Consider the following 21487-nt stretch of genomic DNA (forward strand, 5'->3'; position numbering starts at 1 on the left):
CCACGACATACGCGTCCTCTGCCCCGTCGTCGTCAATCCGGCCACATTCCAATCATAGCAGCCGCCGATTGGGCCGCCTTCAATTGCGGCGGCTCAAAGCCGCGCTTCTCACCGTGTTGTAGCGCGATTGTTAATGCTTTTTGAATTCTATCACGGCGGGAAACTCCTTTTTCCGCCCGAGAAGATAAAATGACGCGGCCGATCCTTTACCTTTCAACTCCACTGTTCCCGCGTCCAGAAAAACAAAGTCGTCGTTCAATCTGACCTTTACAGCCTCGGACACGTGGATTTTGTTCGCGAGCGAGGTCGATTCAAAACGACTGGCGACGTTAACAACATCTCCCCAGAGATCGTAAGAAAACTTCTTTTTGCCTAACACTCCGGCCGCCACCGTGCCCGTGTGGATCCCCATGCGCATTTCGATCGGAAACGGCGAGTGGGCGGGAAACTCCTGTATGAATCTCATTGCGTCAAGCGCAAATTCAGCGACATGCTGGCAATGCAAAGGATCGCGATTTGGGACGCCCCCTACGACCATATAGCTGTCGCCTATCGTTTTGATTTTTTCTACTCCATGCGTTTCAACGAGTTCGTCGAATTTCTCGAAAATGGCGTTGAGAAGATTGACCGTTTCATGCGGCCCAAGTTGCGCCGAGAGGTCCGTGAAGCCGACGATATCAGAGAAAAACACGGTTACCTCGGGATACACCTCAGCAATCACTTCCTCGCCGCCCTGAAGCCGCTGAGCAATCGTGGCAGGAAGGATATTATGGAGTAATTTTTCCGATCGAACGCGTTCGTTATTCAGCTCGGCAGCAGTCATCTCGGAAATTTTTACCTTATCCTCAAGGGAGACAAAGGCGGCGCTGAGATTTGAGGCCATCGCCTCGATCGCCCCCGCGATTTGGCCTATCTCATCCTGGCCTGTGATGTTTGTTTTCGTCGCAAGGTCGCCATTGCTTATCGATTGAACAGCCGCTACCAGACGCGACGTCCTCTTGACGAACCTCAGCTGCAAGTAGAACACTGAGGCTATCACCATTGAAAACAAACCAAGAGCAAGGTAAGTGTTCATTCCAACCAGTTCAGCCGTGTGCAGCTCTTCTTCCTCTAAGACAGCTTTGTATCGGTTCCGTATCATTCTATTGAAATCGAAGACGGCTTTGCTCAGCTTTCCATTTTCCTCTGAATAAGAGTTTCCGTAGAGAAGACGTTCAGCCATGGCCATATCCGGTTTGCTCTTTTTGGCGAAGGCGCCTGTGCCATCGTCAAATTCGCCTCTGACGGCGTGCATCGCAATCCGTTCCGTGGTGCTGACTTTGACATACAGCGCTTTCGCCTTTTTTAGCTGATTGAACTCCTCTACCGTAATGTCGAGTTTCAAGAACTGATCTTCCAGCGGCCCCTTCCCCGACCTTTTTGCGTCCGGGGGCGGGATGAAGCCGGCGGAAACAAGATCCCAATATTCTAATCCGTAGTTCTCGGGACGGGCGAGTTTTCCCTCAAGGATGTCGTCGAGCTCGTTATACATGTCTAACTTTTTTTGGTCCTTGGTCGCGACATATGCGCGCGCGAACCGTGTCGCCCATTGAGAGGATATGACCAGATCTTCGGAAAGCGAGGTGATTTCGTTCAGCCGCCGCCGCGATTCTTCCCTCTTGTCGTCGGCCTTTCCTAAATAGAAACCGATAATGAGGTTCATGCCAGCAAGGGCGATCAGCATAAGAAAAAAAGCTGAAAAGAAAGTCCGCAGCTTCATTGAGGCCCCGCCGGCTTGGGAATTTGCGGCTGCATCAAAACAACTCGGGCAGCCTTTGGGTAGATTGTTCAACATAGTAACGCACATTGGGCTTTGCGGCCAGCCGTCCTTAGGAGACTTGAATGGAGGGGCTGTAGAGCGACTTTGCGTCCTCTTGGGCTGTATTCGGGCGCTCAAAGCAAAAGGATCGACAGGCGAGTTCCTGCCGGCAATGGCTCGCGCCCTTAGAGCTATCCGCTCTCTGTGGGGTATCAGCGATTTCCCGTGTCCGTATCCTCAGTTGCGTGCTGTTCGCATATAAATGGGGATTTGCTGATTTGCCTGGAAGTGCTGCCTGTCAATGAGGCGCGGCGTCGATCGTGGCGGAAACCCCTAATTGCGGCGAAAGCGAGTCAGCGTCCCGCCTTGCATTATATCGCACTACGATATAGGTTGCCTTCGCGTCCTTCGAGGGAGATCGCGGTGTGGTCAGCTTTGGCAGGAATGCGCGATCCCCGCGCCCTCATCAAGCGAGCCGGGAATTGTCGAGCCCGGCTGTGAGGGTGTTTCTACGTTGCTGGTGGGAGAGATGGGTGTCCTTGGTGACCCTGTTGGTTATGCGCTTCATCGCCGTTCTCTTAATTACTCGCATTTGGCCCCCGGCGCTCGCCGCCCCGCTGCCTTCGCAACCAGAAGCGACGATTGTCGCTCCCCTCGCCGAGGCGCAGATCCAGGCGGCGGGGATAGAGACGCAGCCGGTAGAGCCCGAGGCGGGCGTCAGCGAGATCGTCGTGCCTGGCGTCGTCACGGTCCCGCCTCAGCAACTCCGCATCGTGGCAGCTCCAGCAGCGGGCCTCGTCGAAACCCTGCTCGTCGCGCCTGACGAGGATGTGAAGGAAGGCGATCCCATCGCCACACTGAAGTCTTCCGAACTGGTGGAAGCCCAGCGCGGCTTTCTACACGCCATGTCGGAGGCCAATCTCGAAGCGGAGAAATTGCGTCGCGACGAGCAGCTCTTCAAGGAGCACATCATTGCCGAGCGGCGGCTGATTGTCACCCGCGCGGAGGCCTCTCAGGCAAGCGCAACGCTCGACGAACGGGCGCAGATTCTCACCCTCGCCGGCATGACCGAGAATGAGATCAGCGCTCTTCGGAAGGAACGCAAACTCGCGAGCTCTCTGCTGGTCCGGGCGCCCATCGGCGGCACAATCCTTCAGCGTCACGGAATGACCGGCGAGCGCGTGGCGGCTTCGGCGCCGCTTGTCACGATCGCGCGCCTCGACCCGATCTGGGTCAATCTCCAGGTGCCGCTCAGCCGCGCCGTCGCGCTCGACAGCGTCGAACGCGTACATCTCGCCGCGTCCGGCGGGGACGGGAAACTCATCCGCGTAGGGCGTACGGCCGACACGGCGACCCAGTCCGTGACGGCTGTGGCGGAATTCCGGCCCGGACGCAGCCCGCTCCGGCCAGGTCAGGCCGTGCAGGCGATCATGCGGGTTAAAGGCGGCGGCGCCGCGCAATGGCGGGTGCCGGCGGACGCCGTCGTCAGCCATCGCAATCACAACTGGGTCTTCCTGCGCGTTCCGGAGGGCTTTCGCGCCGTGCCGGTGACGCTCGTCTCCGAGACGCCGCAATTCGCCTCTGTGCAGGGGGCGCTCGCCGCCAGCGAGCGGGTCGCGACGCGCGGCCTACTGACCCTTCTCGCCGAGCTTGCAGAGATCGAGAGCAAGTGATCCTCCGTCATGCTTGAGCGCCTCATCCATTTCTCGCTTCGCCAGCGGCTGCTCACTTTCCTCGGCGCGCTTTTTATCGCGGGCTGGGGGGCGATGAGCTATTTGAAGCTGCCGATCGACGCCTTTCCCGACGTCGCGCCGGCGCAGGTTCTCGTCGCCATGCGGGCGCCGGGCCTGACGCCCGAGGAGTTGGAGGCGCGCGTCACCGCCCCGATCGAGATCGCCGCCAAGGGCATCCCCTCCCTCGTGCGCATGCGCTCGACGACGCGTTATTCGGTCGCGCTCCTCACCTTCGAATTTTCGGAGGGGACGGACATCTATTGGGCGCGCGCGCAGGTCAACGAGCGTCTGTCTCAGGTTCAGGATCAGTTGCCGGACGGCGTCTCCGGCGGCCTCGCGCCGATCGTCACGCCGCTCGGCGAGATGCTGATGTTCACCCTCGTGGGCGGCGACCTCACGCCGACCGAGCAGCGCAGCCTGATCGACTGGACAATCCGCCCCGCCATACGTGGCTTGCCCGGCGTCGCTGACCTCAACGTTCTCGGCGGCTTCGTGCGCACCTTTGAGGTGGCGCCCTCGCCCGCCGCCATGGCGGCGCGGGGCGTTACCGTGGCCATGCTCCAAACTTCGCTGTCCAAGAACAATCGCAATGACGGCGCCGGCCGCGTCCGGGATGGCGAGGAAGCGCTTTTGGTGCGGGCCGAGGGGCGGCTGCGTTCGCTCGAAGACATTCGCTCGGTGGTAATCGAGTCGCTCAAAACCGGCGTCGTCCGCGTCGGAGACGTCGCGGAGGTGCGAAACGGCTCCTTGCCCCGTAACGGCGTCGTCACCCGCAACGGAGAGAGCGAGGCCGTTTGGGGGCTGGTGCTCGGCCTGCGTGGCGCCGACGCGCGCACGGTGGTGGATGGCGTCAAAACTCGACTGGCCGAGATCGAACCACTGCTGCCCAAGGGCGCGAAGATCGAGATCTTCTACGATCGCAGCGAGCTTATCGGCAAAGCCGTCTGGACGGTGCAGAAAGTGTTGCTCGAGGCAATCGTGCTCGTCGTTATTCTGCTCGCCTTGTTTCTTGGCAACCTCCGGGCTGCGCTCGTCGTCTCGGTCATCCTGCCGCTCGCCGCGCTCGTGACCTTTGGGGTCATGCGGCTTTGGGGCTTATCCGCCAATATCATGTCGCTCGGCGGCCTCGCCATCGCCATTGGACTCCTCGTCGACTGCGCGGTGGTCGTTGTCGAGAATGTCGAGCACCGGCTTGCACACGCCCGCGACGCGACAGTCGCCGACCGTATCTTCATGACCCTCGAGGCGACGAGCGAGGTCGCGACGCCGCTTGTCTCGGGCGTCGTGATCATCGTCACGGTCTTCCTGCCGCTCCTCTCGCTCGAGGGTTTGGAGGGCCGGCTGTTCGCGCCCGTGGCGCTCACCATCGCCTTCGCTCTCGGCTCGGCCCTCATCCTGTCGCTGACGGTTGTGCCGGCGCTGAGCGCGAGCCTCCTGCGTCCGGGCGCCGCCGACGAACCCTGGCTTGTACGCAAGATCGCCGCCCGCTATGAGCTCCTGCTCGAGCTTTCGCTGCGGCGCCCTCTCGTCGTCGCCGGCCTCGCGGTCTTGGGCCTCATTATCGCCGGGCTGGCCTATTCGCGGATCGGCCAGACGTTCATGCCGGTGATGAACGAAGGCACGCCAGTCATCACCGTACGCAAGCATCCGACGATCAGCGTCGCCGTGGCTGCCGAGACGGACAAGCTCATCCAGCGCGAGATCATGGAGAAAGTGCCGGAAGTGAAAGGAATGATGGCCCGCGCTGGCGCTGACGAGTTGGGGATCGATCCGGTCGGCCTCAACGAGACCGATAATTTCCTCACGCTCGCGCCACAAAGCGAGTGGCGTGGCCATGGCATGGACTGGCTGACGGAGGAAATTCGCAAAGTGCTCGACCAGATACCTGGGATTTCCTACGCCTTCTCGCAGCCGATCGACATGCGCGTACAAGAGATGATCATCGGCGCGCGCGGCGACGTGGTCGTCAAGATTTTTGGCGATGACATCAACGACCTTAACCGGCTCACGCGCGAGGTGGCGACGGAGCTCAAGAAGATCCCCGGCGCACGCGACGTCTTCGGCCTGCAGAACGACGGCATGCGCTATCTCACCGCCCGCGTGGACCGACTGGCGGCCGGACGATTTGGTCTCAATGCCGGCGAGATTCAGGACGCGCTACGTGTCTGGGTCGACGGCCAGCAGGTCGGCATCGTGCTTGAAGGGCCGATCCGAACGCCGCTCGTCATTCGCGGTTCGGAGACCTCACGCCGCTCTTCGGTGGATTTCGCGCGCCTGCCGATGGTTTCGAACGACGGCAAGGTCGTCGAGCTCTCGCAGCTAGCGGACGTGCAGGCCGAGAACGGGCCGATACAGATCATCCGCGAGAGAGGGCGTCGCTATGCAACCGTGCTTGCCAATGTCGAAGGCCGCGATCTCGTCGGCTTCGTCGACGAGGCCAAGGCGGCCGTCGGGAGTCATGTGAAGACGCCCAGGGGTTACAGCTATGAGTGGGGTGGCCAGTTCGAAAATCAGCAGCGCGCCTCGGCGCGCCTCGCCATCGTCGTGCCGATTGCGCTGGCGCTGATCTTCCTTCTGCTCTACTTCACCTTCAACTCCGCAATGCAAGCCACCCTCGTCTTCTGCAACGTGCCCTTCGCGGCGATCGGCGGTATTCTCGGTCTCTGGCTCTCCGGCGAATTCCTCTCGGTCCCGGCGTCCGTCGGATTCATTGCGCTGATTGGCATCGCCGTGCTGAACGGCGTGGTTCTGATTTCGTATATCAACAAGCTCGTTTCGGAAGGAAACCCCACCACTCGCGAGGCGGTCGTCGAAGGCGCGCGACGGCGCATGCGTCCAGTGCTGCTCACCGCGACGATCGCGGCCTTCGGCCTTATTCCCTTCCTGTTCGCCACCGGACCTGGCGCCGAGATTCAGCGACCCCTTGCCATCGTGGTGATCGGGGGCCTGATATCCGCAACGGCGCTAACGCTCGTGCTTTTACCGATCCTCTACGATCGCGCGACTGGTTGGCGTCTGCGCATCAAGCGGAGCCGCTTTTTGAAAAAAGAGGTCCAGGTGTGAGACAAAAGGCGACGATTGTCGCACTATCCCTTTGCGCATTAACGGCTGACGCGAGCGCCGCGCCGAAGACCACCGGCCGAGTGACCTTAAAGGGCGACCAGCCGATCGAGAAAAGAAAGAAGCCGCCGCTCGGCCATGTTCTTGTGCGCCACCTCGACATGGCGGTCGCGATCGACGCCCAGTCCCAGGGGCTCGCCGCGCAGTTCGGCGCGGTGACCTCGCGCTTCGCCACGACGCGCTCGATCACGCCCGGCTCGCCCTACGTCGGCGGCCTGCAACGCAACGCGGTGGGTGGCAACTTACGCAACTACAATGAAGCGGAGGTCGAGGCGGGCTTGCCGCTGTGGCTGCCTGGCCAGCGCGACGCCATGGAGACGACGGTCGCCACGGGCGCCCTCGAGGTCGAGGAGCGCATTGCGCTCAGGCGCCTCGAGGTCGCGGGCCTCTTGCGCGACGCCTGGTGGAACGCCCAGCGCGCGGCGCGCGAGGCGGGCGTGGCGCGTAACCGCGTCGCCACGGCGCGCGAGATCGGCGCCGATATGACGCGGCGCGTCGAACTCGGCGACGCCGCCCAGGCCGACGCGCTGCTGGCGAGAAACGAATTGCTCGCCGCCGAAACGGAGCTCGCGCAGGCGGAGGGCGCCGTAAAGGTGGCGCGCGTGAACTATGAGGCGCTCACCGGCGGCGCGCCGCCCGACGGATCGCTCGAAACCCTGAAGCCCGCCTGCCCGATAGAGGACCATCCGGCCTTGCGCACGCCGATCGCCGCGCTGCGGCGCGCTGAAGCACAGCTTCAGCTCGTCGAGGCGACGCCGATCGACAGTCCCGACGTCGCCGTCTTCGGCCGGCAGGAGCATAATCGGCAATATTCGACCGATCTTTCGCAACCGATCAACGACCAGCGGACCGACGCCACGACGGTCGGCGTGCGCGTGCGCATTCCTTTGCCGACGGACGGCCGCCAGGAGCCGCGCCGGGCGGAGGCCATCGCGGAGATGACCCGCGCCGCCGCCGGTTATGAAAAGGCCAAGCGCGTGGTATCCGCTGAGATCAGGGCGGCGCAAGCTAATCTTGCAGCGGCCAAGCGCGCCTCTTCAATTACGAACAAGCGCCTCGCCGTGGCCAACGCACAATTCGAATTGGCGCGTAAATCCTTTGCGCTCGGCGAAATCGGCGGGCTGGACTTCTATCGCATTCGGCAACTGGAGCTTGAAGCGCAGCGTGCGAAAGCTGCGGCGGCGGTTGCAGTCGGCGTGGCGATTTCACGGATCAATCAGGCGCAGGGTTACGCGCCTTGAATAAAAAGCCGTTATCCCGACACGCTGGGACTTCGTCAAAACTCTTCCCCGCCAGTTTGGAACAAGCTCGTAAATGCTCCCTTGATCTTCCGCAATTCCCCCAGATGTAGTAGCGCGAGCCGATCCAGGCAGCGCCCCCCAGAAGGGGTCATAATAACCAGTGATCGTCGCCGATCCGAAGGATCGGTCTTTCGCTTCACAAGCTTTGCCTGGTCAAGGCGGGACACGAGCTCCGCAGCGCTATGGTCGCGTATCATCAACTGATCGGCAAGCTCACCTATACTGATGTGACCGTCCCCCCGGAAGGTCTTAATGACCAGAAGCGCCTGATACCATTGCATGGTGACGCCTTCATCAGCCGCAGCCGCCTCGCTGAAAGCCAAAAATTTCCGCAGCGCGGAGCGAAAATTCGCAAGAGCCTCCAGTTCCTGATCTGTTGGTCGAGGGTTCAGCCTGTCTGCTTGCTCAACGGTTGCTGGCGTAGTGCTCACGACTCCCCCTCTCGCGGACCAGGGCCATTTTCCTGGCCGCATGCTTTAAGCACAATGCGCTGGCGGTTCAATTGGGTCAATGGGTTCGCCCCTCTCGGACATATCGCCCGCGCGACCTCCCGGCCCGAACAAGCCTTGCTTTCGCTCGCTCCACGATATATCTTTACTCGTAGTGCGATATAACCTGAAGACCGACTTAACTTTGCCGCGGGCAAAACAGTATGCAGGAGGGCCCCATATTGCACCGGCCGGAAAGTCCTGAGCGCGCTTCACTTCCGCTAAAACGGCTTTGCCGGGATACCCTTCAGCGCCCTTCACGTCGGCGGGGCCTCACCCCGCTGAACTGGATCGTCCTGGGTGTGGCGTGCATCTTCATGGAATGGGCGCCGCAACCGGGATCCGCCCATGATTTTGTGATTGGGCGCCTCGAGGTCGGAAATCCCCGCCTGGCGGCGCCCCGAGAAGACGAGACTCGCGCTCCGCTTTCAATGACCATTCATAACAACGGCGATACGTCCGACACGCTCGTCAGCGTCACGTCACATCGCCTGGGAAAGGCGGTTTTGCGCATCCTGTCGACGCAGCTCGTGCCCCCGAAAGGCATCCTGATCCCCCCGCATGCCGCGGTTTTGATCGAGCCTCGACGTCCTTTGGTTATATTTCAGGACGTCAGCGGCGCGATCCTGGCGGATCGCGAGAAAATTACGCTTCATTTCGAGAAAGCTGGAGAGTTGACGATAGAGGCGATCGTGGAACCGGCTGACTCAAACCGTGCGCATGGAAGGGAAGCGACCGGAGCCGGAGAAATCCGTTGAATCAGGTCGCCCGTCGAAGACATTTGCGATCCAAGTGCGACTGCAACCGCTTGCAGCACGGATAGATCTGAACGCTGACGAGCGGCGACGATGCGCCCAATGGAGGGACGACTGACGAAGCAGTCTAAATTTCAGAAGTCGAATGCCGACTGGGCGCTGTTTCTGGATTTCGACGGCACACTCGTCGACATTGCGCCTTCGCCAGAGTCCGTTCATGTTCCCAGAGAGCTACCGACGCTGCTTGGGCGCCTCGATGCTGCTCTCGGTGGCGCACTGGCGATAGTGACGGGCCGATCGATCGAAGCGATAGACGCTTATCTAGCTCCGCTGCGGCCGATTACAGCCGGAGTCCACGGGGCCGAGCTCCGCCTGGGACGCGAGCAAATCATCTCCACGGCTCTACCGCTTCCTCCAGCTGCGGTCGAAGCCATATCGGCGCTCAGCAACAAGGTCGACGGCGTCAGAATTGAGATCAAACGAAGCTCATTAGCGGTCCATTTTCGGTCGAACCCCGCTGCTGCCCGCGAGATTGAAGAGGAGTTGCGCCGTGTCCTGATAGACGGGGCGAGCGGATTCATCATTCGTCCGGGGCGGATGGTCTACGAGCTCCTGCCTTCTCATGTCTCAAAGGGAGGCGCGATTGACGCGCTGCTCGAGCTTCCGCTGTTCTTCGGGCGACGACCGATCGTAATCGGGGACGACCGTTCCGATGAGACGGCGTTCGAAGCCGCCGAACGACGCGGCGGCTTGGCCTTCACTGTGGCGGGAGAGCATTTCTCCCGGGATAGCGCAGACTTCGAGAGCCCGTTGGAGGTAAGGTCGTGGCTTGCGGCGTTCGCAGCGAGGTTTGGCGCGCATGATTGAGAGACCGTCGCTTCACCTTGCCGCAGTCGGCAACGGCGCAATAGCGGCTTTGATCGACCGCAACGCCAGCATTGTTTGGAGTTGCTGGCCGCGTATCGACGGCGACCCCATTTTCTGCGCGTTGACGGATGGCGACGCTCCCGACAATGGCTTTTTTTCCATCGAGCTCGACCAAGCGACAGAGACGGAGCAGCGCTACCTCCGCAATACAGCAATTGTGCGCACGGTCCTGCGCGCCCGATCGGGCGCCTCCCTCCAGATTACCGACTTTGCGCCACGGTTCCGGCGGTATCATCGTGTGTTTCGACCGCCGATGATCGTTCGTCGGATTGAACCGCTTGAAGGCCTGTGTCGAACTCGCGTGCGCTGCCGTCCGCGCATGAATTACGGTGAAAGCGTCGCTGAGCCCGTTCCAGGAAGCAACCACGTTCGCTATGCAACCGCTTTCGGCGCTGTTCGACTTACTTCCGATGCGCCTGCCACGTATATCGCACACGAGGCCGGCTTTATCCTCTCTCACCCGATCACCCTGATCCTTCATGCGGACGAAGCTCTGGCCGACTCGATCCCGCACGTCGGCCGAGAATTCCAGGATTATACAGAGGACTACTGGCTGAACTGGGTGCGGACCTTGAATGTGCCCTTCGAATGGCAGGAGCAGGTTATTCGTGCCGCGATAACGCTCCAGCTTTGCGCCTATGAGGACACCGGCGGCATTGTCGCCGCCCTGACAACGTCGATACCCGAATCCTTCGGCACGTCTCGGAATTGGGACTATCGCTATTGCTGGATCAGAGACTCCTTTCATACCGTCCAGGCGCTCAACCGGGTCGGTGCGACCACGACCATGGAGCGTTTCATCGACTACGTCACAAATGTGATTTCGCTCGAGCGGAAGCCTGTGCTAAAGCCGGTTCACTCGATCGTGCCAGACCAAGTAATCGATGAGTTCGAAGCCTCAGCGTTGAGAGGATTTCGCGGGCATAACCCTGTGCGCGTGGGAAATGCGGCTCATGCGCAAACACAGCATGACGTTTACGGCAGCGTCATTCTTGCCGCCTCCCAGATGTTCTTCGACGAAAGACTGCCGAAGAAGGGCGACGAAGCGCTCTTTCGCAGACTGGAGCCACTCGGAACCAGCGCATTGGACCGCGCTCTCACGCCAGACGCAGGGATTTGGGAATACCGCGGTCGCCAGCGCATTCATACCCATTCGGCGGCGATGTGTTGGGTCGCATGCGATCGTCTTGCCAGAATAGCGATCAAACTGGGCTTGCACGAAAGCGCCGCCGATTGGCGGGAAGCGGCTAAAGATTTGCGCGAAATCATTCTGTCACGGGCATGGAGCGACAAGCTCGGTTGCTTTGCAGGGTCCCTGGATGGACAGGACGTCGATGCGAGCGTCTTGCTGCTGCATGAGCTCGGCATCGTATCGGCTGCAGATGCGCGATTCATATCGACAGTCGACGCGGTCGGCCACGCGCTTTTACGAGAAGGTTATCTAATGAGATACGCCTCCGCGGACGATTTCGGATTACCCTCGGCCGCATTCACTGTTTGCACCTTCTGGTACGTCGACGCCCTCGCAGCGGTTGGCCGTGCTGATGAGGCTCGCAGCTTGTTCGAAGACCTGCTCGCCAAGGTCAATCACGTCGGCCTCCTGTCCGAGGACCTGGACCCCGTCACCGGCGAATTGTGGGGCAATTTCCCCCAGACCTATTCGATGGCCGGCCTCATCATCTCCGCCATGCGGCTTTCAAAGGGCTGGGAGGAAGCGAGATGAACCACAAGCTCCACTCTAGCGGTGAAGGTCGGACAATCTGGGGCGATCGATCAGAAATCGGATCTGTGGTCGCAAGAGTCGCCAGGCATCCCGCAGCCCGAGTGCTGGGGATCATCGCGCTAGCCACGATCATCTTCGCCGCCGCCTTGGCCCCCCTTTCTTCTCTTATCGTCGAGGGATGGCTGCGGCAGGATCTCGACATAAGATCGCGTTTGATCTTCCGTTCGGTTCGTGATCGGCTCCAATCGAGTCAGCTTAGCCCCAACAATGATCTAACGCCCTATCTGGAACGGATTGCGGAGGATGAGAGACTGCTTGCGCTTGGCTATTGTTCGGAGACGGGACGGCTGCTTTATGCAACTTCACTGATGCCGAAGGACGTCTCTTGTGAGACGATTCGTCAGGGAACAACCACGTTTGACGTCAGCTCTGAAGCGGGAACGCGCGCCCAAGTTGCCTCTGTCGCTCTGAGTTCCGGCACAAAAAGCGGGCACCTTCTCGTTGTTCACGATCTTTCGTTTATCGACGAACGCTCAGGAAAAGCGAAATTTTACACTGTCCTCGCTCTTACCGGCGCTTCCCTCGGGCTTGGGTTGCTAGCCGTCGGGGTCGTGCTGACGCTGATGCGGGGCTGGGCGCGAGCCATTTATAGCGCCATCGCCGGAGTAAGAGGAACTGGCGCGACCCCGCCACGAACCGCTTTTCCAGGCGATCGCGACTTTGAGAAGTTACTCAACACGCTCCGCGTCGAACGCAAGTTCACCGAAGGCATTTATGTCGAGTGGTCGCCCGCGACCCTTCATCAATTGCTTCGCGAAGAACTGCCGGGCGCGCAAGTAATGATCGTTTCAAACCGCGAGCCCTACATTCACAATCTTGTCGAGGGAAAAGCGACGCTTCAGATTCCGGCCAGCGGACTCGTCGCCGCCCTGGAACCTGTCATGCGGGCCTGCGGCGGCGTCTGGATCGCCCACGGCAGCGGCTCGGCCGATCGTGAGACGGTCGACGCCAGGGATCGAATCGCCGTTCCGCCCGCGCACCCGGATTATACGCTCAGGCGCGTCTGGCTCAGCGATGAGGAACAGGATGGCTATTACTACGGCTTTTCAAATGAGGGCCTCTGGCCACTCTGCCACATCGCCTTCGTGCGCCCCAGCTTTCGCGAAGCGGACTGGGGGGAATATTTCGCGGTGAACGCAAAATTTGCTGAAATTGTCGTCGAGGAGGCGACGTGCGACGACCCCGTCGTGCTCGTTCAGGATTACCACTTCGCACTGTTGCCGCGAATGATTCGCAACCGCTTGCCAAAGGCGACCATCATCACTTTTTGGCATATTCCATGGCCCAATTCCGAAACCTTTGGAATATGTCCCTGGCGCAATGAGATCATCGAGGGGCTTCTGGGGAGTACGATTCTCGGCTTTCACACTCAGTTTCATTGCAACAACTTCATCGACGCCGCCGACCGCTTCCTCGAGAGCCGGATCGATCGGGAGAGCGGTTCGATCACTCTCGGCGGGCGAGAAACGCTGATCCGCCCCTATCCTATCTCGATCGAATGGCCCCCGAGCCCCCTCGCCACGCAACCCCCGATCGATGAGTGTCGCCGCAGAGTACGCGAACGGCTGGGGCTTTCATCCGATGCCCGGATAGGCGTCGGCATTGAGCGGTTCGACTATACGAAGGGAATCCTCGATCGCATGAGGGCGGTGGATTCACTCTTGAGCCTGCATCCCGGATGGCGCGAGAGGTTTGCTTTCATTCAGGCCGCCGCCCCAACACGCAGCAAGCTCTCGACCTATAGCAGCTTGCAAAACGAAGCTGCTCGGCTTGCCGATGAAATCAACAAACGCCACGGGGTGCGCGATTGGAAGCCAATTCATCTCGTCGTTCGTCATCATGAGCAAGACGAAGTATATGAATTGTTCCGTGCAGCCGATATATGTGTGGTGTCAAGCCTCCATGACGGGATGAATCTTGTCGCCAAGGAATTCGTCGCCGCGCGCGACGACGAGCTGGGCGTTTTGATTCTTTCGAGTTTCGCGGGCGCCTCGCGCGAATTGTCCGAAGCGCTGATCGTGAATCCCTACGACACGACCAGCATGGCGACAGCGATCGATCGGGCGCTGCACATATCTGAATCTGAGCAGCGCGAGCGAATGCGGCTGATGAGGGAGCTCGTTCGTCAACATAATGTGTATGGTTGGGCCGCACAGATGCTTATCCATGCTGCTCGGCTCCGGAAGCGAGAGCGCATCATGACCGGAGACCCGTCGACCCAGAGCGACGGAGCGTCGTTTGACTTTGAGAAGCTCTTTACTGAGCCTCTCCGCTAGAAGTAAGCGAACTCGGGGGATCTGATGACGGCGCTCCACGATCAGATCGGCGGAATCCTGTCATCCTGCCATCGCCGAATGCGACGAAGAAAGCCTCCCTGTTCGCGCCGCAGCGAATATCACATGCTGATCGATGAACCTATCGCAGAAGTCAATTTCTTCCCGATAAAGACCGAACGCTTCACCGTCGTCTGCAATGCAATCATAAATGCTCAGTTCAAGTATGTTCTTGTTGGCTTTAAGCTTTTCCCTCTTGCGCCTGACGATTCTCACCAGTCTTAGGATATGTTCCCGAGCAGGTTTCCCGCGAAGCAGGCCAGCAAAGCCCTCAATCCCCTCGATCTCGCTTTCCAAGATCGATTTTCTTTGCGGCTTCACAAAAATGGGGGCGGCTCCGACAAAAATGTGAGGGCAAACTATACTGAGCGCTTCCTTACTGGTCAGCTTATAGTCGGGGCTCTTTGTGCCGTAGTAGGTCGAAAAGTTCCATACGGCAAAATCCGTCACCGACCCGGAAAAGACCTCGGCCAGTGATTGTTGAAGCGGCTTCGAGGTTATTCCGCGATTCCTGAAGATGTAAACCGTCATCGCCTTGCGCCCGATATCCCTCGCACCAAATATCGTGCTACGATCAATATGTCAATGATGAAGTAACTTGGGGCCAACCGCTCCAATAGCGCTTAGCAATGTTATAAGTGTTTCGCAGCGGCAAGTGCTACGAGGCATATCCAGACCACTACCGGTCCATATCTATCGGTGATTGTTCGCATCGCTCGATCCCGGGCTTATGATCGATCACAGCGTAAATGGTCGCAGTTAAATGGGGCGGGCGCCCGAAGCGACAACAGAGTGGGCAGGAGGGTTCGCCTCAAATTCAGGTTCAGGCAGCTGCGTCAAAGCTCGCCACTGCGCCGAGGAAGGAACCGCATTCAGGGTCTCAATGGCATGAAAAACCTCGTTGAAAAGCCACCCAGGTTGAAATGGAGCCTCACTCTCCTTGTCGCTAGCGAAGAGCGCTTTCCGAAAGCGTTGGGGATCCCTCTGAAAGAGGGACACCCTTAAAAAATGACATCAAGCTGAACCGGTAGGTTAGGGAAGACAATTAGACGCAGGTGATCCTTGATAGGCCACGCTCGTAAAGCACTCACAGTGACGTACGATGCCAACTCGAGCAAGGAGAGAGCATGAACTTGGTTGAGTTTCTCACTTATGCTCCAGTAAGACGTTATGGAGCGTCATCTTGGATTGTTGCCGCTGGTCTTGTAGGGGCTGCGATCTTAGTAAGAATCTTTCTCGCTGAGCCTTTGGAGGGCTCAGCCTATGTCACTTTTTACCCAGCGGTTGTGGCTGCCTCCCTATTTTTTGGATGGCCCCAAGGGGTTTTCGTTGTTCTTCTGTCCGCGCTAGCTGGGGCGTATTTATTCTTGCATCCCACGCTTTCCTTCGGAATTGAGAATATTGCAGCGATTGGAGTCTTCCTGATTGGCGGGGGGTTCACTGTCGCGCTTATAGCCGCGATGTCTGAGGCGTTCAGGCGCGCGGACTTAGCGGCAAACACAAACGAGACGCTGTTCCGCGAGCTACAGCACAGGGTTGCTAATAACCTACAGCTTGTTGTGAACTTGATAAGGCTCGCCCAGCGGGACCTGGATAATACTGCGGCTGCCTCTGCAACGCTCAATCAAGCTGAGCAGCGGATCATGAAGATGTCAGACTTGCACCAACAAATATATGGTCGTACCGCCTTCGATCAGGGGCTAGAACCATTGTTGCAGGAAATCCTTACAAGCACGTTACAGGGTCTTCCTGTGGACATCCACGTTTCGGTCGAGGATGTCTCTGACCTCGCGGTTGAGAAGATGACCGCAGTCGCCTTCCTGGTGAATGAGGCTGCGCTTAACGCCCTAAAGCACGTATTCTCAAAGGGACTAGGAGCTCGCTTTGAAGTTAAGTTAAGCAATCAGCAAAATGGCCGCCTGCGCCTGACCGTGGCCGACGACGGTCCAGGGGTGGAAGAGACGTCGAAGGGTCAGAAGCGCTACTCTCTTGGAATGGGGATAATGGAAGCGCTTGCAACCCAACTTGGGGGTTCTCTAACCGTAGACGCCGTTGGCGGCGCTCGTTTATATGTGGATTTCCCGAAAGACTAGGAGAGCGGCTCACTTTTACAGCACCCTCTTCCGAACAGAGCGATCAGTCGTCAGTCGAACAATCCGACTAAACCGGGGTTAATCACTCGCTGGAATACCGGAGGCGATCATGCATGCTCAGCAAATCATCAGCACCCATCCCGATGTCAAAGGCCAGATCAATGACGCGCTAATACGGTGCATTGAAGAATGCTACGACTGCGCCCAGACGTGTATCTCTTGTGCGGACGCTTGTCTTGTGGAGGAGAATGTTACCGAGCTAAGGCAGTGCATTCGCCTCAACCTCGATTGCGGAGACGTGTGTCTCGCGACCGGCGCGACGTCAACACGACGCACAGGCTCGAACGAAGAACTCCTTAGATCCATGCTGGATACGTGCGCCGTCGCTTGTCGCCTTTGCGCCGAGGAGTGCGAAAAGCATGCCCCTCGGCAAGAGCATTGTCGGATTTGTGCCGAGGCCTGTCGGCGCTGCGAGCAGGCGTGCCAGGATGCAGCGGGCTCTTTTGCCACGCATTAGCTACGAAACGGGTTGGTCGGGTGCACGGCTCAACCCGTTTTCACCAGATCAAACACGCGCGCCAAATTTCCGGAGACGCTGGAGTGGGGCCCCGTGGCCGATCCCTCACCTCACGCCCATTCTAACCCCTTGCCCAGTCCCGGCGCCGCCCGGCGCGGGGATGGTCTTGCCCCAGCCGCCCTCGGGCTGAGACTGGCTGAGCTTTCGGACATAGGCGACGAGTTCCCAGATTGCCTGCGGCGGCAGCAGGGAGCTGAAGGCGGGCATGCCGTGGGGGCGTCCCTGGGCGATGGTGAGGTAGATGTTTTCCGGCGCGCCGCCATAGAGGAAGAACCTGTTGCTCAAGGCGGGACCCATGCCGCCGCCACCGCCCGGCGCGTGGCAGCCGGAGCAGTTGAACTGGTTGAAAAAGACTTCGCCGCGCTGCGCGGCGTCCGGGTCGTCGAGGCCGGGCGGATCAATCTTCGGGCGCGCGTCGGCCGCATTGCCGGGAATGAGCGGCGAGACGGGCACCTGAAGCAGCGTCTCCGCCGGAACTGTCGTTTCCGCCGTTTCGGCGGCAGCGAGAGTGGCGCCCGCGGCGGCGATGGCTGCAAGAAAGAACGTTTTCATCCCGGATGCTCCATTGCCTCCATCCGGCGTCACGGGCGCGGCGGTTTGCGTTGCGGCGCAGCCGAGGGCGGCAGGCGAAAGACAAGCAATTCACCGCCGCCGCGCGTGACAGTGGGAAGATCCTGCATCGCGCCGACGAAGCCGAGGGCTCCATAGGGAACGGCCGGATCGATTTCCGCGGCGGCCAGCGCTCCGGACCAGCCGCCGACGCCGGAAAGAATCGCGACGTATTGAGCGCCGTCGGCGCCCCGATAGGTTACAGGCTGTCCGATGATCCCGGAGCCGACGCGCATCTGCCACAGCGGCTTGCCGTCGCGCGCGTCAACAGCTTTGAAGAGACGGTCCATCGTGCCGTAGAAGGCGACGTCGCCCGCGGTGACCAGCGCGCCGCTCCAGACAGGGAAGTTCTCGCGTATGGCGAAGACGCGCTTTCGCGCGGCCGGGTCCCAGGCGAGAAATTCGCCCCGATAGCCGCCTTCGCCCGCATGCATGTGAACCTTGGCGCCGACATAGGGCGTGCCGGCTAGATAGCCGACTTCGCCTGCGGTGAAATCCATGCACAGATGCTGATGCGGGACATAGACCAGTTTCGTACGCGGCGACCACGCCGTCGGCTGCCAGTCCTTCGCGCCGGGCGCCGCCGGGCAGATGTCCTTCACCGTGCGGCCGACGGCAGGATGCTTCTCCTTGTTCTCGATTGGCCTGCCCGTCGCGAGATCGACGCCGAAGCTGGCGTTGACCGCGTCATAGGCGTCCGCGGAATAGATTTCGCCCGTCGCGCGGTCGATCACATACATGTAGCCGTTGCGCCCGACGTGCAGCAGAACCTTGCGCTCGACGCCCTTCACGGGAAGATCGAGCAGAAGGTTTTCGTTCACCTCGTCGTAATCGAAGAGATCGTGCGGATCTATCGGGTCTGCCCATTTCGCGGCGCCTGTGTCGATGTCGCGCGCGAAGATCGTTGCAGTCCAGAGATTGTCGCCCGGTCTCTGCTCGGCGTTCCACGGGCCTGGATTGGCCGTGCCGTAGAAAATGAGATTGAGCTGCGGATCGTATGAAATCCAGCCCCAGACCGTGCCGCCGCCAATCTTCCATTTTTCCGCGGGCCAGGTCGTCACCCCGCGATCCTTGCCCTTCACCCAATCGTAAAATGGGCGGAAATCGTCGCCGATGAGAACGTCCGCGTCCGGCCCCGTCGTATAGGCGCGCCACGCGATCTTGCCGGTATTTTCGTCCAGCGCGGTGAGCCATCCGCGCACGCCCATTTCGCCGCCGCTGTTGCCGACGAGCACCTTGCCCTTGGCGACGAAGGGCGCCATCGTCATCGTCTCGCCGCGGTTGATGTCGCCGAGCTTGACGCGCCAGACCTCCGCGCCCGTCGCCGCGTCGAGCGCGACAGTGTGATTGTCGAGCGTGTTGAGAAAAATCCGGCCGTTGTCGTAAGCCAAGCCGCGCGTCACCACATCGCAACAGGCGACGCCCGCCGCCGCCGGCTCGGGCTTCGGCGCATAGCTCCATTTCAACACGCCGGTCGTCGCGTCGAGCGCAAAGACCTGATTGGGGCTCGGCCCCGAATAGGGCGCGATCACATAGATCATGTTGTCGATCACGAGCGGCGCCGCCTCCTGCCCGCGGTCGGCGTTGAGCGAGAAGCTCCAGGCGAGCTGCAATTGTCCGACATTGCCGGCGTTGATCTCGTCGAGCTCGCTGTATCGCGTGCTGGCGTGGTTCTTCGACGGCATTGGCCATTGCGCGGGATCTGCGGCGATCGCGTCGAGCTTGCGCGGCGCGGCGTCGACGCCGAGGGGGATGAGGAGAAAGCACAGCAGCGCGCCGCAGATGTGGCGCGCGCGTAAACCTCTTCCGAGGCTCGAAACTGGCGTCATGCCTTCTCCTCCTGATTGGCGCCCGGCGCCAGCGGCGGCCCTCCCTCCTGTTTCAACGGCGTAATGACTTTCAAAGTCAGAAACGTCATTGCGGCGATCACGACAGCGTCGTCATAGGCGCCGAGCGCGACCGCGGCGCCGACCGCACCCGTCGCCCAGAGACTCGCAGCCGTCGCTGTGCCGTGAACAGACGCGCCGGTCTTGAGGATGGCGCCGCCGCCGATGAAACCTATGCCGGTGATGACGCCTTCCACGATGCGCGCAAGTCCCTCCGGGGAATTCGACAGCATCGCTTCAGCGGCCTGAATGAAACCGCAGGCGGAGATCGCCACGAGCGGAAAGGTGCGAAGCCCAGCGCTGCGGCCTTCTTTCTCCCGATCCCGGGCGATGGGCAGAGCAAGCGCATAAGCGGCGCCGAGAGCCGCGAGATGCGGAAGGATTTGGAACCGGTCCACGCGTCGCGCCCTTCTCTCCCCAACCGATTTTCGAGGACAATATGGATCGCGTCGACCCTGGAGGAATAGATGCGCGCGCAACAAGGCATGCAGGCCGTCCTGCGAGAAGCGCAGCCGCTTGCGATATGGGAAGGAGCCGCCGCGGTCGTCGTCGCCGTCTCGACGGTCACGATCTACCTCGCGTCGGCGGCCAATCCGCGCATCGGCCATATGGCCGCGCATGTCTTCATCATGAATGCGCTCGCGCCCTTCATCGCCGTGGCGCTGTCGCGCTCCGGCCTCCGCCAGCACATGCCCCGCGGCGCGCTCGCGCTTGGGACGGCGGCGCAGATTGCGCTGCTTTATCTCTCGCATGCGCCGAAGTTCGCCGTTCACCACATGCAGAGCCCGGCAGGAGCGTTCCTTCAGCTTGCGCTGCTTCTCGCCGCAGTCGCCTTCTGGTGCGCGATCCTCAACGCCAATCCATGGCGCGCCGCCGCCGCGCTCGCCATCGCGGGAAAACTCTACTGTCTACTCGGCGTGCTGCTCCTGTTTTCGCCGCACGCCATTGGCGGCGCGCAGGGCGCCGCGGCGCTCGACGATCAGCGTGCGGCGGGCCTGCTCATGCTCGCCATCTGTCCACTCAGCTATCTTGCCGCCGCCGTCGCCCTCGCCGCGCGCGAAATCTTGCGGAGCTGACCATGCGCATGGGCTCGATCGCGCGGCGCGGCCTCGCTCTCACCTCGCCGCTCGTCATTGCGGGCTGCGCGGGGGCGCAGTCGGCGCTCGCGCCGCAGGGACCGCAGGCCGAACAGCTTGCGCGGCTCTTCTGGATCATGACGGCGGGCGGCGCCGCCGTCTTCGTCATCGTCGCGATCTTCGTCGCCGTCGCGCTTTACGCCCCCGCGCGCCTGCGCGAGAGACTGGCCGACGACGCAATGGTCTTCGCGGGCGGCGTGATCTTTCCCGTCGTCACGTTGAGCGCGCTGCTCATTTACAATTTCACGCTGCTCGGGCGCGGACCCGAGGCGCGCGAGAGCGGCGACAGGATCGATATTCGCGTCACCGGCGAACGCTGGTGGTGGCGCGTCGCCTATGTCCTGCCGGACGGGTCCAGAGTCGAAACCGCCAACGAGCTGCGCGTTCCTGTCGGGCGCAGCGTCGATCTGCATCTGACCAGCGCTGACGTCATTCACAGTTTCTGGGCGCCGAGCCTCGCCGGCAAACTCGACATGTTCCCCGGCCGCGAGACGACGATGCGCCTTGTCGCGGACAAGGCGGGCGTCAGTCGCGGCCAATGCGCCGAATATTGCGGCGGCCCGCACGCGATGATGGCCTTCAACGTCGTCGCCATGGCGCCCGGCGATTATATGCAGTGGCTGCGCGGCCAGACCGAAACCGCGCGCGCGCCGCAGGACGCGTCGGCAGGAGAGGGGCAGAAGCACTTCACGACGTCGGGCTGCGGCGTCTGCCACACGATTCGCGGCACGACCTCGGTGGGCTTGCTGGGGCCGGATCTCACCCATGTCGGCAGCCGCCTCGCGATCGGCGCCGGCGTGCTTCCCGTGGATCAGGCGTCGATCGCCGGATGGATCGTCGACAATCAGCACGTCAAACCCGGCAACAAGATGCCGGCCTACGCAACCCTCGACGCCGGCAAGGTCGCGGCAATCTCGGCCTATCTCGCGGGACTGCGCTAAAGCCCCT

Annotated in this window: 17 protein-coding genes; 11 read left to right on the plus strand and 6 right to left on the minus strand. The window is 60.8% G+C overall.

Annotated elements, in window-relative coordinates:
- Positions 1 to 130 precede the first annotated feature (130 nt).
- The gene (locus RVU70_RS19825; protein ID WP_363351563.1) at positions 131 to 1759 is read right to left on the minus strand and encodes an adenylate/guanylate cyclase domain-containing protein; all 1629 of its coding nucleotides are present in this window, start codon (positions 1757 to 1759) and stop codon (positions 131 to 133) included.
- A gap of 581 nt (positions 1760 to 2340) precedes the next feature.
- On the opposite strand from RVU70_RS19825, the gene RVU70_RS19830 reads away from it, so the two are divergent.
- The 3 genes from RVU70_RS19830 to RVU70_RS19840 are packed head-to-tail and all read left to right on the plus strand — an operon-like array spanning position 2341 to position 7892.
- On the plus strand, positions 2341 to 3471 hold the full coding sequence (locus RVU70_RS19830; RefSeq protein ID WP_363351565.1) for an efflux RND transporter periplasmic adaptor subunit: 1131 nt from the start codon (positions 2341 to 2343) through the stop codon (positions 3469 to 3471).
- A 9-nt stretch (positions 3472 to 3480) separates the two neighbouring features.
- Positions 3481 to 6594 carry a CusA/CzcA family heavy metal efflux RND transporter gene (locus RVU70_RS19835; RefSeq protein WP_363351567.1) on the plus strand — a complete coding sequence of 1038 codons (3114 nt, stop codon included), beginning with the start codon at positions 3481 to 3483 and terminating at the stop codon, positions 6592 to 6594.
- Positions 6591 to 7892, plus strand: a complete 1302-nt coding sequence (locus tag RVU70_RS19840; RefSeq protein ID WP_363351569.1) for a TolC family protein — start codon at positions 6591 to 6593, stop codon at positions 7890 to 7892. Before RVU70_RS19835 ends, RVU70_RS19840 begins: the two co-directional genes overlap by 4 nt.
- Before the next feature lie 35 nt (positions 7893 to 7927).
- On the opposite strand, the gene RVU70_RS19845 is transcribed toward RVU70_RS19840, so the two are convergent.
- Positions 7928 to 8383 carry a MarR family winged helix-turn-helix transcriptional regulator gene (locus tag RVU70_RS19845; RefSeq protein ID WP_363351571.1) on the minus strand — a complete coding sequence of 152 codons (456 nt, stop codon included), beginning with the start codon at positions 8381 to 8383 and terminating at the stop codon, positions 7928 to 7930.
- Between the two features lie 374 nt (positions 8384 to 8757).
- On the opposite strand from RVU70_RS19845, the gene RVU70_RS19850 reads away from it, so the two are divergent.
- The 4 genes from RVU70_RS19850 to RVU70_RS19865 all read left to right on the plus strand — a co-directional run bounded on the left by RVU70_RS19850 (position 8758) and on the right by RVU70_RS19865 (position 14181).
- A complete protein-coding gene (locus RVU70_RS19850) occupies positions 8758 to 9198 on the plus strand; it encodes a copper chaperone PCu(A)C (RefSeq protein WP_363351923.1) in 441 nt (146 codons plus the stop codon).
- Between the two features lie 99 nt (positions 9199 to 9297).
- Entirely contained in the window at positions 9298 to 10062 is a 765-nt protein-coding gene (gene otsB, locus RVU70_RS19855; protein ID WP_363351572.1) for a trehalose-phosphatase, read from the plus strand.
- Entirely contained in the window at positions 10055 to 11845 is a 1791-nt protein-coding gene (locus RVU70_RS19860) for a glycoside hydrolase family 15 protein (protein ID WP_363351574.1), read from the plus strand. The genes otsB and RVU70_RS19860 overlap by 8 nt, the downstream gene beginning before the upstream one ends.
- The gene (locus tag RVU70_RS19865) at positions 11842 to 14181 is read left to right on the plus strand and encodes a trehalose-6-phosphate synthase (RefSeq protein WP_363351576.1); all 2340 of its coding nucleotides are present in this window, start codon (positions 11842 to 11844) and stop codon (positions 14179 to 14181) included. Before RVU70_RS19860 ends, RVU70_RS19865 begins: the two co-directional genes overlap by 4 nt.
- A 60-nt stretch (positions 14182 to 14241) precedes the next feature.
- On the opposite strand, the gene RVU70_RS19870 is transcribed toward RVU70_RS19865, so the two are convergent.
- On the minus strand, positions 14242 to 14769 hold the full coding sequence (locus RVU70_RS19870; RefSeq protein ID WP_363351578.1) for a hypothetical protein: 528 nt from the start codon (positions 14767 to 14769) through the stop codon (positions 14242 to 14244).
- A 596-nt stretch (positions 14770 to 15365) separates the two neighbouring features.
- Here RVU70_RS19870 and RVU70_RS19875 point away from each other — a divergent pair.
- A complete protein-coding gene (locus RVU70_RS19875) occupies positions 15366 to 16331 on the plus strand; it encodes a histidine kinase dimerization/phosphoacceptor domain -containing protein (protein WP_363351580.1) in 966 nt (321 codons plus the stop codon).
- A 109-nt stretch (positions 16332 to 16440) separates the two neighbouring features.
- Positions 16441 to 16848 (plus strand): four-helix bundle copper-binding protein, encoded by a 408-nt coding sequence (locus RVU70_RS19880; RefSeq protein ID WP_363351582.1) that lies wholly within the window; start codon positions 16441 to 16443, stop codon positions 16846 to 16848.
- Between the two features lie 105 nt (positions 16849 to 16953).
- Here the strand turns inward: RVU70_RS19880 and RVU70_RS19885 are convergent, their stop codons facing one another.
- The 3 genes from RVU70_RS19885 to RVU70_RS19895 are packed head-to-tail and all read right to left on the minus strand — an operon-like array spanning position 16954 to position 19801.
- Positions 16954 to 17460 carry a c-type cytochrome gene (locus RVU70_RS19885; RefSeq protein ID WP_363351584.1) on the minus strand — a complete coding sequence of 169 codons (507 nt, stop codon included), beginning with the start codon at positions 17458 to 17460 and terminating at the stop codon, positions 16954 to 16956.
- 29 nt (positions 17461 to 17489) lie between these two features.
- The gene (locus RVU70_RS19890; protein ID WP_363351586.1) at positions 17490 to 19346 is read right to left on the minus strand and encodes a PQQ-dependent dehydrogenase, methanol/ethanol family; all 1857 of its coding nucleotides are present in this window, start codon (positions 19344 to 19346) and stop codon (positions 17490 to 17492) included.
- The gene (locus tag RVU70_RS19895) at positions 19343 to 19801 is read right to left on the minus strand and encodes an MgtC/SapB family protein (protein ID WP_363351588.1); all 459 of its coding nucleotides are present in this window, start codon (positions 19799 to 19801) and stop codon (positions 19343 to 19345) included. Before RVU70_RS19895 ends, RVU70_RS19890 begins: the two co-directional genes overlap by 4 nt.
- Positions 19802 to 19870: 69 nt before the next feature.
- Between RVU70_RS19895 and RVU70_RS19900 the strand changes: the two genes are divergently transcribed.
- Both RVU70_RS19900 and RVU70_RS19905 read left to right on the plus strand, forming a co-directional pair.
- Positions 19871 to 20479: a hypothetical protein gene (locus tag RVU70_RS19900; protein ID WP_363351590.1), complete on the plus strand. Its 609-nt coding sequence runs from the start codon at positions 19871 to 19873 to the stop codon at positions 20477 to 20479.
- A gap of 2 nt (positions 20480 to 20481) precedes the next feature.
- Positions 20482 to 21480, plus strand: a complete 999-nt coding sequence (locus tag RVU70_RS19905; protein ID WP_363351592.1) for a c-type cytochrome — start codon at positions 20482 to 20484, stop codon at positions 21478 to 21480.
- Positions 21481 to 21487 lie beyond the last annotated feature (7 nt).

Source organism: Methylocystis echinoides, from assembly GCF_040687965.1.
GTDB lineage: Bacteria > Pseudomonadota > Alphaproteobacteria > Rhizobiales > Beijerinckiaceae > Methylocystis > Methylocystis echinoides_A.